At 26.7% G+C, this 17,575-nt stretch carries 13 protein-coding genes; 1 reads left to right on the top strand and 12 read right to left on the bottom strand.

The features are described from left to right. Positions 1 to 36: 36 nt before the first annotated feature. The 6 genes from HH195_RS01480 to HH195_RS01455 all read right to left on the bottom strand — a co-directional run bounded on the left by HH195_RS01480 (position 37) and on the right by HH195_RS01455 (position 7,874). Positions 37 to 2,364, bottom strand: a complete 2,328-nt coding sequence (locus tag HH195_RS01480; RefSeq protein ID WP_196371873.1) for a heavy metal translocating P-type ATPase — start codon at positions 2,362 to 2,364, stop codon at positions 37 to 39. 372 nt (positions 2,365 to 2,736) lie between these two features. Then, positions 2,737 to 3,750 (bottom strand): sensor histidine kinase, encoded by a 1,014-nt coding sequence (locus HH195_RS01475; RefSeq protein WP_196371316.1) that lies wholly within the window; start codon positions 3,748 to 3,750, stop codon positions 2,737 to 2,739. Then, complete coding sequence (locus HH195_RS01470) at positions 3,747 to 4,415, bottom strand: response regulator transcription factor (protein WP_196371315.1); 669 nt, start codon at positions 4,413 to 4,415, stop codon at positions 3,747 to 3,749. The genes HH195_RS01475 and HH195_RS01470 overlap by 4 nt, the downstream gene beginning before the upstream one ends. A gap of 152 nt (positions 4,416 to 4,567) precedes the next feature. Next, a complete protein-coding gene (locus HH195_RS01465) occupies positions 4,568 to 6,583 on the bottom strand; it encodes an FtsX-like permease family protein (protein ID WP_196371314.1) in 2,016 nt (671 codons plus the stop codon). Beyond that, positions 6,573 to 7,340: an ABC transporter ATP-binding protein gene (locus tag HH195_RS01460; protein ID WP_055259648.1), complete on the bottom strand. Its 768-nt coding sequence runs from the start codon at positions 7,338 to 7,340 to the stop codon at positions 6,573 to 6,575. The genes HH195_RS01465 and HH195_RS01460 overlap by 11 nt, the downstream gene beginning before the upstream one ends. A gap of 177 nt (positions 7,341 to 7,517) precedes the next feature. Further along, the gene (locus HH195_RS01455; RefSeq protein ID WP_055259653.1) at positions 7,518 to 7,874 is read right to left on the bottom strand and encodes an ArsR/SmtB family transcription factor; all 357 of its coding nucleotides are present in this window, start codon (positions 7,872 to 7,874) and stop codon (positions 7,518 to 7,520) included. A gap of 453 nt (positions 7,875 to 8,327) precedes the next feature. Between HH195_RS01455 and pnuC the strand changes: the two genes are divergently transcribed. Continuing rightward, positions 8,328 to 9,152, top strand: a complete 825-nt coding sequence (gene pnuC, locus HH195_RS01450) for a nicotinamide riboside transporter PnuC (protein ID WP_196371313.1) — start codon at positions 8,328 to 8,330, stop codon at positions 9,150 to 9,152. 93 nt (positions 9,153 to 9,245) lie between these two features. On the opposite strand, the gene HH195_RS01445 is transcribed toward pnuC, so the two are convergent. The 6 genes from HH195_RS01445 to HH195_RS01420 all read right to left on the bottom strand — a co-directional run bounded on the left by HH195_RS01445 (position 9,246) and on the right by HH195_RS01420 (position 16,995). Next, positions 9,246 to 10,406 (bottom strand): universal stress protein, encoded by a 1,161-nt coding sequence (locus HH195_RS01445; protein ID WP_243278527.1) that lies wholly within the window; start codon positions 10,404 to 10,406, stop codon positions 9,246 to 9,248. 141 nt (positions 10,407 to 10,547) lie between these two features. Then, on the bottom strand, positions 10,548 to 11,135 hold the full coding sequence (kdpC, locus tag HH195_RS01440; protein ID WP_055259658.1) for a K(+)-transporting ATPase subunit C: 588 nt from the start codon (positions 11,133 to 11,135) through the stop codon (positions 10,548 to 10,550). A 12-nt stretch (positions 11,136 to 11,147) separates the two neighbouring features. Further along, positions 11,148 to 13,208, bottom strand: coding sequence for a potassium-transporting ATPase subunit KdpB (gene kdpB, locus HH195_RS01435; RefSeq protein ID WP_196371312.1), 2,061 nt, complete (start codon positions 13,206 to 13,208; stop codon positions 11,148 to 11,150). A gap of 22 nt (positions 13,209 to 13,230) precedes the next feature. Continuing rightward, the gene (gene kdpA, locus HH195_RS01430) at positions 13,231 to 14,907 is read right to left on the bottom strand and encodes a potassium-transporting ATPase subunit KdpA (RefSeq protein WP_055259661.1); all 1,677 of its coding nucleotides are present in this window, start codon (positions 14,905 to 14,907) and stop codon (positions 13,231 to 13,233) included. Positions 14,908 to 14,927: 20 nt separating this feature from the next. Continuing rightward, entirely contained in the window at positions 14,928 to 15,008 is an 81-nt protein-coding gene (gene kdpF / locus HH195_RS12705; protein ID WP_082412345.1) for a K(+)-transporting ATPase subunit F, read from the bottom strand. An 820-nt stretch (positions 15,009 to 15,828) separates the two neighbouring features. Beyond that, positions 15,829 to 16,995, bottom strand: coding sequence for an MFS transporter (locus HH195_RS01420; RefSeq protein WP_243278526.1), 1,167 nt, complete (start codon positions 16,993 to 16,995; stop codon positions 15,829 to 15,831). Positions 16,996 to 17,575 lie beyond the last annotated feature (580 nt).

Raw genomic sequence — 17,575 nt, 5'->3', positions numbered from 1 at the left:
AATTAAGCGTAAAGCCTAATACTTTACGCTTAATTTTTAAAGCTTATTTACCCTTAATGCTCTCATAGCATTTAATACTGCAATTAATGCAACTCCAACATCTCCAAAAACAGCTTCCCACATATTTGCCATTCCTAAAGCTCCAAATATTAAAATTATTACTTTAACTCCAATTGCAAAAGCTATATTTTGAATTACTATATTTCTTGTTCTTTTTGCTATTTTTATTGATGATACTATTTTTGATGGTTCATCTGTCATTATTATAACATCAGCAGCCTCTATTGCTGCGTCTGAACCAACTCCTCCCATTGCAATTCCTATATCAGCTCTTGCAAGAACAGGTGCATCATTTATACCATCACCAACATATATTACTTTTTTATTCTTAGATTTTTCATTTTCTATCTTTTCTAATTTTTCTACTTTTTCATATGGTAAAAGTTCTGAGTAAACTTCATCTATATTAACTAATTTTCCAATACCTTCACCAACTTTTTTATTATCACCCGTAAGCATTACAGTTTTTTTAATACCTATTTTTTTAAGTTCTTTAATAGCAACTTTTGTATCCTCTTTTATTTCATCAGATATTATAATGTTTCCTACATACGCATTATCTATTGCTATATAAACCACAGTTCCAACAGTTTCCTCTTCTTTACAGACTATATTTTCTTTATTCATTAATTTTTTATTTCCTGCTAAAACCACTTTATCTTTATAGCTAACTTTAATACCATGCCCTGAAATCTCTTCATAATTTTTTACATTCTTTTTTTCTATTTCTTTTCCATAAGCCTTTATAATAGATGTAGCTATTGGGTGACTTGAAAAACTCTCAGCTGCTACTGCATATTCCATTAAAATGTCCTTGTCAAAACCATTTTCTACATTTATTTTTGTTACATTAAAAGTTCCCTTTGTTAATGTACCTGTCTTATCAAAAACTACAGTTTCAACATTGTTTAAAGCTTCAAGATAATTTCCTCCCTTAACTAGAATTCCGTTTTTAGAAGCTCCTCCAATTCCTCCAAAAAATCCTAAAGGAATTGATACAACTAAAGCACAAGGACAAGAAACAACTAAAAATACTAACGCTCTATATATGCTTGAAGAAAACTCCATTCCTGTTACAAAAGGAGGTATAAAAGCTAAACATGCAGCCAATATTACAACTATTGGAGTATAATACTTAGCAAACTTTGTTATAAAGTTTTCTGTATGAGCTTTTTTACTACTTGCATTTTCCATTAAGTTAAGTATTTTAGCTACTGTTGATTCACTAAATGCTTTTGTTACCTTAACCATTAATAATCCATTTTTATTTATTGCTCCACCTAAAATTTCATCACCTATTGACGCATTTCTTGGAACACTCTCACCTGTTAAAGCTGATGTATCTAACATTGATTTTCCCTCTATAATTACACCATCTAAAGGAACTTTTTCTCCAGGTTTTATAACTATAATATCTCCTATATTAACATCCTCTGGAGATACTTTTTTTATATCTTGTCCATTTTTTACATTAGCATAATCAGGTCTTATATTCATTAGGGATTTAATAGATCTTCTTGAACTATCAACAGCCATATCTTGGAACAATTCTCCTACTTGGTAAAAAAGCATTACCGCAACACCCTCTGGATACTGTTTTATAGCAAATGCTCCTATTGTAGCTAAAGCCATTAAGAAATTTTCGTCAAAAACTTTACCTCTAACTATATTTTTACCAGCCTTTAATAAAACATCTCCACCTACTATAAGATAACTTATTAAAAACAAAATTCCTTCAACTATATCTGAAAAACCAAAAGCTAAGCCTATGAAAAATAATGCTCCACCAACCCCAAGTCTTATAAGATTAGTTTTATTTTCTATCCATACACTTTTTTCTTCTTTATTTAAAGATTTTTTAGTATCATCTAAAACTTCACATTTGGTACCTGGTTCAATCTTTTCTATAAGGTTTAATGCATTATCTATAACATCATTTTTTAAGCTCTTACTTTCTATATTTAATATAAGCTTTTTAGACATAAAATCTAATGTAGAATCAACAACACCATTTATATTTTTTGATTGCCTTTCTATTTTTGCCGCACAATTTGCACAATTTAAATTTGACATATGAATTGTAATTTTTTCTGTGTTATCTAAAATTTCACATTTTGTTCCCGGTTCTGTCTTTTCTATAAGATTTAAAGCATTCTTTATAACATTCTCTCTTACATTTTTATCTTTTATATCTAGTACAAGTTTTTTAGACATAAAATTCAAACTAGATCCAACGACGCCATCTATATTTTTTGATTGTCTTTCTATCTTTGCTGCACAGTTTGCACAATTTAAATTTGACATGTAAATTATAACTTTATCATTACCTCTTTTATTTGAAGGAAGTATTTCTTTATGAGTAACTGTAAGTTTATTTGTAGAGGACAATTTTATTTTATTTCCTGAATATTTTTTTATAAGTTTTTTTTCTTGGTTATCCAAACTTATCTCTTCCACAATAATTCCTCCTTTTTTTCTTTATAATATAAATTTTTACAATTCTAATTTCTTATCAACATATGAACAAGTATTCATATGTTCATATATTATTATATACAGATACAACGTTTTTGTCCACATAGTAAAAAATTTTTTTTATATTTTAATAATTTATATATCATTTACTGATGATTAACAAAAATAAAAAGGCTATGCAAAAGAGCACAAGCCTTTTTATTAATAATTTAAATTAAATTCACTAACTGGAAATATTATGTTTATTTTTGTTCCATTACCTTTTTTAGATTCTATATTTATCCCAAGCCCAAGCTTTTCACAAAGCTTTTTACAAAGATACAAGCCTATACCAGTAGATTTTCCAAACTCTCGCCCATTTTCCCCAGTAAAACCCTTATCAAACACTTTAACTATATCTTTTTCATTAATTCCAATTCCATTATCTTCTATGGTTAAAACTATATTTGATTTATTTTTAGCAGAATATATCTTTATAATAGAATCTTTTTCTTTTGAATATTTTAGTGAATTACTTATTATTTGATTTAATATAAATTCAACCCACTTACTATCACTAAAAACCTCTTCATCTAATTGCTCTATATCTAGTTTTACTTTTTTGTTTATAAAATCCTTTGAATTTCTTCTTATAACTTTTCTAGTTATCTCCTTTAAGTTTATATTTTTAACTATATAATCTTTATTAGCATCAGCAATTTTAGCATAATATAAAACCTGTTCTATAAAGTTTTCTATTTTATCTAGTTGAGGATTTATTTTTTCTTTTATATCTCCTTCATTATTTTCTAATATAAGTTTTGCTGAAGCTATTGGTGTTTTTATTTCATGAACCCACGTTTCTATGTACTCTCTATATTCTCTTTGCATAATTTTATACTTTTTCACGTTCTCATTCATAGATTTATTGCTTTCTTGTAAAATCTCATAAAGAACACAACCTTCGATAAAATTAGGTTTTTCCATTATTTCTGGTATTAAATATTTATCCTTTAAATTATCTAAAACAACTTTTACTTTAGCATAATATATTTTTTTATTTACTCCATCAATTATCATATAAGATAAAAGAGGAATAAACCATATAAATGCAAACAATACTATTAAAGCTATACTAAAACCTGATAAAAACATAAACATAGAAATTGTTAATACAACTAATATATTAATTAATAAAAAATTAAATTTCTCTTTAAAATATTCTATTAAACTCATACCATTATATACCCTAGCCCTCTTCTAGTTTCTATTGGATTTTTAAGCCCAATACTTTCTATCTTTTTCCTAAGTCTTGTTATATTTACAGATAGCGTATTATCATCAACAAAAAAATCATCATTCCAAAGATATTCCATAAGATTTTCTCTAGAAATTATCTTTCCTTTATTTTTTATAAGATAAGATAAAATTTTTATTTCATTTTTAGTTAAGTTTAAAGTATTATCTTTATAAGATATAGTTCCATTTGATAAATTTAATACTAAATCTTTATATACCATAGATTCTTGAACTTCTTTTGAATAGACTCTCTTTAAAACAGAATTTATTCTAGCTAAAAGAATTTGTGTATTATATGGCTTTGTAATGAAATCATCAGCACCTAAATTCATACTCATAAGTTCATCTATATCACTATCTCTGCTTGTTACAATAATTATTGGAACATTAGAATTTTTTCTTATTTCTCTACATATATAAAAACCATCAAAAATAGGTAAATTTATATCTAAAAGAATTAAATCCGCATTTTCTTTTTCTATCTCTTCTATAATATTTTCAAATTTTTCTATAACTAAAGCATCGTAATTATATCTACATAAAAAGGTTTTAAGCTCATTTCTTATTGCTTCATCGTCTTCAATTATTAAAATCTTTTTCATAATTTTTTCCTCCTTCTAAATTCCCCTATTTAATAATATATATTATATTTAGTATAAAAACTATTGCTTAATAAAACTTTAAATAATAAGTAAGTAATTAAATAAAGGATTGTATTAAAATACTAAATTTATTTTAATACAATCCTCTTTTATTATTTATTATTTTTAATTATTCTTTTATAACTTGTGTATGTTGCATAAAAATATCCACTATATATTAATATAATAAATACTAAAGTAATTAAAGCTGAAATCATTATATTAGTACTTCCAAGTGCAGATATAAAATCATTTACTACATATATTCCAACTATTGAATGAACTATAGCTAATGCTAATGGAGCACCAAAATATATTAAAGTTTGTATAAATATTGATTTATTTATCATTTTATCCGTAACCCCTATTTTTCTAAGAGCTTTATATCTATTTATACTATCACTTGCTTCTGACAATTGTTGAAGAGCTAAAACTGCTGCACTTGCTATTAAGAATACAATTCCTAAATATATTGATAAATATATTACTATAGCTGATAATCCTAAACTTTGCTCATAAAGTTGAGTTCTAGTATATCCATTTCCTATATATCCATCTGGTTTTTCCCTATTTAATTTATTAAATATAGATTCAATATTACTTTCTTGCGTTTTCTTTTCTGTATTATTTCCTGTATAATTTATATTTATATACCCTGTATATGGAATTAAATTTTGAACAATTTTATCCGGAACAACTAGGGTTATAGTATTAATAGCCATTCCTGATGAATATAAAGAATCCTCAATAGCCTTATCATTTTGAACTTTATATTCTGTTCCATTTATATCTATTTTACCGTTATTTTTTATAAAATCATTTATAGGGCCTTCAAACTTTTGTACATTAGATAAAACCAATACATCATTATTAGCTAAACTTATCGGTTTTTGTCCTTCTAATTCCCTCATTTTATTATATTGAGAAATACTTACAGCCATACAATAATCATTATAACTATTATCTATTGCTTTTTTCATGGTGTTTGGTACATATGGAAGCAACATTTTTCTCATACTTACATTATTAAGTTGATACTGAGCTATATAAGATTTATTAGTATATTTAGATAATTGATTGTTTACAACTTGAGTTAACTCATTTGCTTGAGACACACTATCGCTAGAATAGTAAATTTCTATCGAAGCATCAAAAGGAGTATTTTTCTTTACACCTTGTTCCATTGTATTTTTAAATCCAAGCCCACTAGATAACATAACTGTTGTTATAAATAGCATAAGACATATTAAAGACATTGATAAAAAGTTTGTATTAAATTTACTGCTTATTTGTCTAACTATAAAAATATTTAAATTTTTCAAATAAATATTTTTGCTTCTTTGAATAACATATAGTACAATCCCTGATAATCCAAAGAAAAATAAAAATGTTCCAATTACGCCCAAAATCATAGATGATTGAAAATATATGGATTCTATATTTAAACCAGATTTATTTATAAAAATATATGCTACTACTATAAAAATTACTGCTAAACAAAATATAATACTTGAAATCACAGGATTTCTCATTTTTATTTTTTCATTTTTCTTAGATGCATTTAACAAATCTATAAGTTTATATTTAGATATAATAACTGTATTAAATATCATGACAAGTAAAAATATTATTCCAAAATACAAAATTGTCTTTAAAACTGCATCTATTGAAAAAGCAAACTGATAACTTGTCATTGACCCCATAAATAGCTTAGCTGTTAAAATAGATAACCCTTGTGATAAAACTACCCCTAAAATCAGCCCTATTCCTAAAGAAATTATTCCAATTAAAACTGTTTCAAGCAAAAGTATATTAGATACTTTTCTCTTTGGCATACCAAGAGTTATGTAAATGCCCATCTCTTTTTTACGCTTTTTTATTAAAAAATTATTTGCATATATTATTAAAGCACCAAGTATAAACGATACAAAAACAGATGCAATGGAAATGACACTACTAAAAAGTTTCATATATGCTTTTTGACTTACAGTTAGGTCTAACATAGCTTTTTGAGATTCTATAGAATTAAAACTGTAAAATATACAAACTGCAAAAGTTAAAGTTAAAAAATATATAGTATAATCTTTAAAACTTTTTTTTACACTATTTAAGGCAATTTTAGAATACACTGTTTGAGTCACCTCCAAGAATCGTTATAACTTCTATTATTCTATCAAAAAACTCTTTTCTTGAATCATTTCCACGAATAAGCTCATTAAATATCTTACCGTCCTTTATAAATAAAATTCTATGAGCATAACTTGCAGTAAAAGCATCATGAGTTACCATAAGTATTGTTGCCTTTAATCTTTCATTTAAATTTTCAAAAGAATCTAATAAAAGTCTTGATGATTTTGAATCTAATGCTCCAGTTGGTTCATCAGCTAATATTAAAGATGGATTTGTAACTATGGCTCTTGCAGATGCTACTCTTTGTTTTTGTCCTCCTGACATTTCATAAGGATATTTATTTAAAATAGATGATATTCCTAAATTTTCTACAATACCTTTTATTAAAGAATCTATTTCTTTTGGTTTTTTTCCTTGAATAGTTAATGCTAAGGCTATATTTTCATAAGCTGTTAACGTATCTAAAAGATTAAAGTCTTGAAATATAAAGCCCAATTCATTTTTCCTAAAATTCTCTAATTTCTTTGATTTTAATTTCGTTATATCATGACCATTTATAATTATATTACCTGTGGTTACTGTATCTATTGTCGAAATACAATTTAAAAGAGTTGTTTTTCCACTACCTGAAGGTCCCATAATACCAACAAATTCTCCTTTATCTATTGTAAAACTTATATTATCTATGGCCTTTGTTATATTTGATTTTCCACCATAATATTTTTCTATATTATTAACTGTTAATATATTTTCCACTAAAATTCCCTCCAAATTCTTTTTACACCCTTATTATAATATCTGTAATACTAATCTCATATTTTATTATCTTTCATTTAGCTTACATTTTTGTAATGTACTTTATTTAGTAAGATAAAAAGATACTTTGATTAAAATAAAAAGGACTACATGAAATATCCACATAATCCTTTAATCTTATTCACTTATATGCATTATTCCTTGATCAACTATAGACTTTATATGACCATCATCTAAAGAATAGTAGACTACCTTTCCCTCTCTTCTAAATTTAACTATATGACTTTTTTTCAATAATCTTAATTGATGAGAAACTGCTGATTGCGTCATGTTTAAAAGTGCTGATATATCACACACACAAAGCTCTTCTTCAAAAAGTGCAGATAATATTTTTAATCTAGTCGGGTCTCCAAATACCTTAAAAAAGTCTGCTAATATATTTAATTTCTCATCTTGTGGCATTATATTTCTAACTTTTTCTACTGCATCTTTATGTATAACGTTACAGTTACAAGTTTCCATTTTTTTACTCATATAATCATTCCCTTTCCAACTTATATTTATAATTTTATCTTGTTGAGTTATTTTATACAATAATAAATATAGTAACATATCAAGCACAAACAATTTAACATATTTTTGATAATTTTATTCACTTTTTTAATATTTATAGCCATTTTAAATATATTTTTGAATATTTATTCATATATTTATAATATTTATTCTGATTTTATTTTTTACGCACCTTTATTATTTTTTTTAATTAATCATACGTTATTTGTAATTTAGTATTATATTCTTACATTTTCTTGTTTTTTTTACAAATTTATTGGTTAAATTATTAAATTTTATTCGTTTTTTTTAGTTTTTTATAAATATTTTTAAATAAATACGAAAATTACTATTGAAATTATCCTATAATTATCGTAAAATATTTTTATGAATTAACCTCGTGAATATAAACTAATTTAAAGGAAGGACTATCGAATGAAATTTTATAAAAATTTTACTAATTTCCAAAAAGGATTTTTCCTGTTTTTTATTATAGCTAGTTTAATAGTTTTTTTCATACCTGCATTTTTACCTAGTGGAAGTATTTCAGGGGTTTTAACTCCATTAGGAGTAATAGGTATTGTTTGTACAATTTCCGGTGTACTTGTTTCTATTTACACTGCTAAAGCTAGCATCTCCGGATACTTATGGTGGTGGATTAATACAATCACTTTTGCAGTGATAGGTATATCTGGTGGCCTTTACGGACAATTTATAGAAAATCTATTTATTTTATTACCTCTTCAAATCTATGGTTTTATAGCATGGAAAATGAATATGAAAAAAAATAATGCTGACAAAATTGAAGTTAAACAATTTACATTTAAACAATGGATATTAGCGCTAGTTCTTCTAGCTGTATTCTGGGTTGCATATGGATACTTCTTGTTAGAGCTACCATTCTTGTTTAAAACATTATTTGGTATAACTATATCAGCTGACCCACAAATAGTTCTTGACTCATTTACAGCTGTAACAACAATCGCTGCTGTTTATTTAACAGGAAAGAGATTTGTACAACAATGGAATATTTGGATTGCGTGTAATGGTGTTGCAATTGTAATGTTTTTAATTCAAGCTATTGGAGCTGGTGCATCTAATCCTTCAATGCTTGTTGCATACTTATCAGATACATTATCCTACGTTCAATACTTAATTGGTACAATTTACGGATATATTATGTGGAAGAACATGTATAAAAAACAAAGAGAAAGTAAAATTTTTAATAAAGATAGTAATGCCTCTCCAAAATGTGCTTAGCACATAAAATATAGATATTTAGACAAAAGGAAGTATGCTCTAACCTCATACTTCCTTTTTTAATTTCTATTTTATAAATAACACTTTTTAATTTTAAGTGTATGGTATTATACGTATTTCTATATTTTCTGCTTCTTTTAAAATTTTATTTATTGTTGAACCTCTAAAAAATGTTTGCAACTTGGTTCTTTTGCTATGACCTAGCACAAGCTGAGTTATGCCTTTTTCTTGAGCAAAATCTACAACTACTTTAGAAATAGAATCTCCACTTCTCTCAACTACTTGAGCTCCTAGATGAATAGCTAATGCTTTATTTCTCTCTAATGTTTTCAAATCTTCTGGAGTATCCTTTCTAGCTAAAGGGTGAGTACAATCAACTATCAAAACATAACACTTACATTTATATCTCCTAGCTGTCCTTACTGCATGCCTTATGAGTTTAGAACTCTTAGGATTAGAACTTATGCAAACTAAAACTTTTTCATTTATCTTTATTTCATCTCTTATTTCAAAATGTTTTTTATGGTTCTTTAAATCATAGTCAACCTCGTTTGCAGCTTCTCTTAAAGCCATTTCTCTCAAAGCTGTTAAATTTCCTCTTTTGAAAAAATTATCTAATGATCTTGATATATTCTCACTTTTATATACTCTTCCCTCTTTTAATCTATTTATAAGACTTTCTGGAGGCAAATCTATTATCATTAAATCATTTGCTCTTTGAATAATTTTATCAGGTATAGTTTCTCTTACAACCACATCTGTTATTTTTTCAACTATATCATTTAAACTTTCTATATGCTGAATATTAACAGTTGTTAAAACACTTATTCCATGTTCTAAAAGCTCTAGGACATCTTCATATCTCTTTTTATTTTTAGAACCTGGTATATTAGTATGAGCAAGCTCATCAACTATTACAAATTGAGGATTTCTCTCTATAATAGCTTCTAAATCCATTTCCTCAAGCTCTATACCTTTGTACATGGTTTTTTTTCTTGAAATAACAGGTAAATCTTTTATTTGCTCTTTAGTTTCTGCTCTGCCATGGTCTTCTATATAGCCAATTACTATATCCTCTCCACGTTGAAGTCTTCTATTTCCTTCATTTAGCATACTATAAGTCTTACCAACTCCGGGTGCATAACCTAAAAATATTTTTAAAAATGCACTATTCTCCCTATCATATCTACTTTTGTTTATTTCTTTTAATTTATCTTCTTCCATCTCCAAATCTTTATCTTCCATATTATTCATACCTTTCTAAATATTTAAACTACTTTTCTAATACTATACCTTTCTTAATACGTTAATTTTAGCATAGTATTTACTAATTACTAAACATAAAAAAAAGAATTAAAATGCAATAATACATTATAATTCTCTTTTAAATTAAAACTAAATCATTTTAAGAGCTTCAGCAATTTTTATATTAAGTTGTAGTACATTTATTAATGTTTCCCCACTTGGAGATACTGATTCTTTACTTTCATTTATGTACTTAATTAAATCTACTCTTGAGATTCCTGTTGCTTTTGACACTCTAGCTATTTGAACTTCTGCACCTTGAAGTGTAATATCTGGATCTAATCCTGATGCTGATTCAGTAAATAAACTTGCTGGTAAGTTGTGTCTTGCAACTGTTGGATTTTCTGCTAAGAATTTATTTATTCTAGATTCTACACTTGATGTTAACTTAGATGAATTTGCAGCATCTGCTGTACTTCCTGTTTCAAATGTAGTGCTTTCTGTTGTTGTCGTATTATAGTTTATAGTAGATGGTCTGCCATGGAAGAACATATCGCTTGTAAACTCTTGACCTATAAGCTTTGAACCAACCACTTTATCATTTACATATATTAAGCTACCGTTAGCTTGACTATTCATAAACACCTGACCTACTCCTGTTAACACTAAAGGATATATAAGGCCACATACTATTATAAATACAATGGATAGCTTTATACTTGTCTTTAAATGTTTCATATAACTCTCTCCTTACATTATACCTAGCATTCTACAAAGTGGTGTTATTATAATGTTAATTATCTTAATTCCTATAAATGGTGTTATTACTCCACCTACTCCAAATATAAGAACATTTCTAAGAAGTAACATTTCTGATTTCATTGGTCTATATTTAACACCTTTCATTGCTATTGGTATTAATATTGGTATTATAATAGCATTGAATATTAAAGCTGATAAAATTGCAGTTGTTGGTGAAGATAAGCCCATAATATTTAATACTTTCATTTGTGGTATTGCAATAATAAATATTGCAGGAATTACCGCAAAATACTTAGCTATATCATTTGCTATACTAAATGTAGTTAAAGCACCTCTAGTTATTAAAAGCTGTTTACCTATTTCAACAACTTCTAATATCTTAGTTGGGTCAGAATCTAAATCAACCATATTCGCAGCTTCTTTTGCTGAAGTTGTACCTGAGTTCATAGCTATACCAACATCTGCTTGCGCTAATGCTGGAGCATCATTAGTACCATCACCCGTCATAGCAACTATTTTACCAAGAGCTTGTTCTCTTTTAATAACAGCTATTTTATCTTCTGGCTTACATTCAGCTACAAAGTCATCAACACCAGCTTCTCTAGCTATAGTTTCAGCAGTTAATGGGTTATCTCCAGTACACATTACTGTTTTTATTCCCATTTCTCTAAGTCTTTCAAATCTTTCTACAAGACCTGGTTTTACAGTATCTTTTAAATAAATTACACCATATATTTTATTTTCAACACATACAGTTAATGGAGTTCCTCCAAGTTTTGATACATGTTCTACTTTTTCATCTATATCTTTTGGAATGTCTCCACCTAAAGATTTCGCAAATTCTTTAACAGCACTACTTGCACCTTTTCTTACCCTAGTACCATCTTTTAAATCCATACCACTCATTTTAGTTTGAGCTTGGAATTCTATAAATTCAGCACCTGGATAATTATCTAAACTATCTGTTATGTTCATCTTAGCCGCTAACTCAACAACTGATTTACCTTCTGGAGTTGTATCTAAAAGTGAAGTTAAAAGAGCTGCTTTTATTAAATCATCTTTGTTAACTCCTTCAACTGGTATGAAATCAGCTGCTAATCTATTACCAAAAGTTATTGTTCCTGTTTTATCTAATATCATAGTATCAACATCACCACAAGCTTCAACTGCTTTACCTGACATTGCTATAATATTAAACTTTGTAACTCTATCCATACCAGCTATACCAATTGCTGATAAAAGACCACCAATTGTTGTTGGTATAAGACACACAAGAAGTGCTACCAAAGTCGCTATGGATATATTAACTCTTAAATAATTACTCATAGGATATAAAGTAACTACAACAACTAAGAATATTATTGTTAATGATAAAAGTAATGTTCCTAAAGCTATTTCATTTGGTGTTTTCTTTCTTTCAGCACCCTCAACTAGCTTAATCATTTTATCTAAGAATGATTCACCAGGAGTAACTGTTATCTCAACCTTTATCCAGTCTGATACAACTTTTGTTCCTCCAGTTACTGATGCAAAATCTCCACCACACTCTTTAACAACTGGAGCTGATTCACCAGTTATAGCTGATTCATCAACTGATGCGATTCCCTCTATAACTTCTCCATCATTTGGAATTAAATCTCCAGCTTCTATTAAAATTATGTCACCTTTTTTTAAATCATTAGCACTAATTATTGTTACATTTCCGTTGTCATCTAACAATTTAGCCTCTGTATTTTGTCTAGTTTGCTTAAGAGTACTAGCTTGAGCTTTACCTCTTCCCTCTGCAATTGATTCTGCAAAGTTAGCAAAAAGTATGGTGATAAACAATATTATCCCAATTATAAAATCATATATTCTATTATTTCCTGTTCCCCCAAATAAATTTGGGAAAGCCGATAATATAAAAACAAGTATACATCCTAATTCAACTAAAAACATAATAGGATTTTTACACATATGCTTAGGATTCAATTTTTTAAATGAATCCTTAAGTGCATTATTTAGGATGTCTTTACTTACAAATTTACCTTTTTCGCTTTTTTCGCTCATAAATCTTTATTCACTCCTTATCCTAAAATTTAAGAAACTCAGTTATTGGTCCAAGACCTAATGCAGGAAGGAATGTTAAAGCACCTATAACTAAAATAATGCAGAATAACATAACTCCAAATATAGCATTGTCAGTTTTGAATGTTCCTACAGTATTTGGAACTTTTCGCTTATTAGCTAATGATAAACCAGCAGCTAATAAAAGTAAAATAGGAGCATATCTTGCTATAAGCATAATTACTGCAGTAAGTATATTCCAGTATCCTGTGCTGTTTGCAAATCCACCTAAAAGTGAACCATTGTTAGCACTTGCACTTGTAAACTCATATAAAACTTGACTCATGCCATGGAAGCTAAGACTAATTCCACTATGTAAGCCTATACCACTTATCAATGTAAATGCTGTTGAGAATAAAATTAGTATAGGATGTATTAAAATAGCTATTGCTATTAATTTTATTTCTCTTGCTTCAACCTTTTTACCTAAAAACTCTGGCGTTCTTCCAACCATAAGTCCACAGATAAATACAGTTAATAAAACATACATTATTACATTCATGAATCCTGTACCGATACCGCCAAATACAGTATTAAGCGACATGTTCCAAAGAGCCATAAAAATTACTATAGGATTTGCAGCATTTAATGCTGAATTTGTAGCACCTGTTGTAAATGCTGTACTTATTGTCGTAAATAATGATGTTCCAAAGTTACCAAATCTTAAATCTTGTCCTGTAGAACCACTAAGTTGTTTAGATAAACCTAAATTTTGAAGTAGTGTATTTCCTAAAGAATTTCCATAATACATAACAAAGAATGAAATTAAAACTAATACTAATAAAGCAATTATTATTACAACTGATTGCTTTTTGTTTTTGATTGTCATACCAAAACTAACTATAAAAGCACCAGGTATTACAGTCATCGCTAACATTTCTATAAAATTTGAAATAAGGTTTGGATCTGCAAATGGAGTTGCTGAGTTTGCTGCGAAGAAACCACCACCATTTGTACCTAAAAACTTAATTGCTTCTAAAGCAGCTATAGGACCCATTGCTATGTTTTGGAATGTTCCTTCGATAGTTTTTATTGTTATCATACCTTGAAGTGTTTGAGGAACTCCTGTAGCTATTAATATTATTGCTAATATAAATGCACCTGGTATTAACACCCTAGTTAAAGCTCTTGTAAAATCCATATAGAAATTACCAAGGCTTTTAGATTTTCCTGCAACAGTTCTTATAAATGCAGCTCCTATCGCACAACCTGTAGCCGCTGCCGCAAACATAAGAAATATTATAACTAACATTTGACTCAAATTAGAAATGGCACTTACTCCAGAATAATGTTGAAGGTCTGTATTTGTTATAAAAGATACAGCTGTATTAAATGATAAGCTTGTACTCATACCTTTTACGTGTTCTGAATTTAATAAAGGAATTAAACCTTGAATTTTTAAGATTATAAATCCTATTAAAAACATAATAAAGTTACTCATAAGCAATGCAATAGCATACTGCTTAAACGTCATATCTTCTTTCGATATACCACATATTTTATAAATGCAGTTATCTATTTTACTAAAAAATTTGTCACCTTTATACTGCTTAAAATTAATAATATTAGATAAATATTTACCTATGATAGCTATAAGCACTACAAATATGACTAAAAATAAAATTAGATTTAGCATATTCATGTTTTGTTACCTCCAATAGATTAAAATTTGTCTGGATTTAATAATGCATAAAATAGATATACAAACAAACATAAAACTACAATTCCTAAGACAAATATCATCGCTTGTTCCTCCAAATTCTGCTTTAATATTTTTTAGATTAGCTTAAATAAAAATTTTAATTCTATTAAGTTTTTTTGTCAATTAGTATTTTTTTAATTTTGCAGTTTAAATTTCCCTTTTAAGTATTTTAAATCAAGCTATAAAATTATCTAATATAATTTTTTTGAATATATGTAAGTTTTACCCTTAGGTATAGAAAAAGAATATTTTAAACTACAACTTATATATTATACATATTGTCTTTTCTTTGGCAAAACTAAAAAAACACTATCTAAAGTTAAATAAAATCAAATAATCTAATTTTAAGAAAATAACTCTATAATAAATCAAAAAACTATATTTTACTAACTAAATCTTCATATTTTATAATGTTATTTTAAAAAAACTATAAAAATTTCACTTTTTATAAAAAATTTTTTTAAAAAAAGGCAATATTTTTCACTTTTTTTACAAATATATTTTCTTAGCTTAAATTTAATTTTGCTATAATAATTTAATTATTTTTTATCATTAAATCTTATATTAATAAGTTCTTAATCTATTAAAAATATTAATAGTTTATTTTAATTGAAACTAGATTTTATATTTATTTTCCTACTTATTATATACATATTAATAAGCAATTATTTAAATTTTTAAAATACATATTTAAAATAATTCTTTTTTTCTATAAAAAAACTTTTTCTACATTAATAATATGTTTTATAATATATTATTTTTTTACTTAATATATTAATTGATACATAATTCTAAACATTATATAAAATAAAAAATAAGGTATAAACAATAATGTTTATACCTTATTTTTTTAGTTATAAATTATTCATTTATAAATTTCATTTTACCTATTCCACAAATTAATGCCGCTACCACTATTGATATAAGAGCTAATGGGAATATTAAATGCATATTGCTAGACATTAAAGAACCTGCAACAAGGTTACCTATAATTTGAGGTATACATAAGAATACGTTGTTGATTCCCATATATTCCCCTAATCTTTCCTTAGGTGCAACCGCAGGGATTAACGCATAGAATACAACTTGGAATACCGCAAAGCCTAAACCAAAGATAATTGTGAATCCCCATAACATTCCTAAATTCATAACGAACATACCTACTAAGAAACCTATAAAATAAATTACACATACAATAAATAATATTACTTGTTTATTATATCTATCACATAACATTCCAATAAATACTGAAAGTATAAGTCCAACTACTGTAAATCCAACTAAAGCTAAGCTGATATCATTACTTGTGAAACCATTTGCTTTTTCAAAGTATGGTAACCAGTATGGCATTATCAAACCATAAGCTAAGTATAAGAAGAATGCTGTCATAAATACTTTCATTGCTGAAACATTCTTTAAAAAGTCAAAGCTAATTTTAGATGAAGCTTTAGTCATATGACTTCTATCTTCTTTTACACCAAATACAGTGATAAGGTTAGAAATTATTACAACTACACCTGCAACTATAAGTGGTAAAGCAGGATTTATAGTAAATAAAGAAACTCCAACACCAAATACTATAATTCCTCCAACTGAGTAGAATAATTTTCCCCAACCATTAACTAAACCAATTTGGTCTTTGTGAACAGCCTCTGGCATCCAAGCATAGTATGAACCTTGATAGAAGTTCATTGAGAAATAGAATAAAAATGCAAATATAAACATTTCTAAATAAGCTGAAGAAAATCCTAAGCAGAATAAGAATATAGCACCTGCTAATGATCCAAATAATACAAATGGTTTTCTTTTTCCTAATTTATCACTTAACATTCCTGATATGTACGGAGCAAATATTCCTGTTACAGAAGCCATAGCAACTAGTATAGCTAATTGAAAAGCTGATTTAGTTGCTGTTTCAACTAATAACGGAACTACTGTACTGTTCATATTCCATGCAAGACCTAATCCAATACTAGGTAATGCCATTAAAATAGGAACTAATTTACTATTATTTCTTTTCATTTCCATATGTATAGTTACCTCTTTCTATTTTTTTACATAAAATAATACTTTAAATATAAATTTTGATTTTTCTTCTATATTATTAATATCTTTTACCAAATCATATAAAATATTAATAATATTATTTCATTAAGGAAGAAATAATTTTAAATTTACTTAAATCTTTACTATTTTTGCAGATAGCGTTGTCAACGCTATGAAAACCTTATTAGTTTTAATATGTTTAATTATTCCCTCCTTTATTAATTAAAAGTTTTTACGCATTATAAATTTGATAGCACTTTATTATATAGCAATTACTATGCCAACATTATAAAATAGCTTATCTACTGTATTCTACATCTTTAGACATTTTTTTATTATTAATGTGTTTAAATTTTTTAAAACATTTTCATAAACACTGTTTCATTTTTACATTACACTGTTTATTTTTTATTCTTTTTAAATATAATTAAGTAACTTTTACATCAATAGTGTTTTATTTTTAATAATAGTGTTTCATTTTTTCAATTTTAAAACCTTTTCTTTATTATTTTAAACACAAAATGATATTCTGTTTTATTGCAAAATTATTTTTTTATATTTT

The organism is Candidatus Sarcina troglodytae (assembly GCF_015708635.1).
GTDB lineage: Bacteria > Bacillota > Clostridia > Clostridiales > Clostridiaceae > Sarcina > Sarcina ventriculi.
Note: the sequence above shows the minus strand (reverse complement) of the source record. Positions and strands in the feature narration are given on the sequence as shown.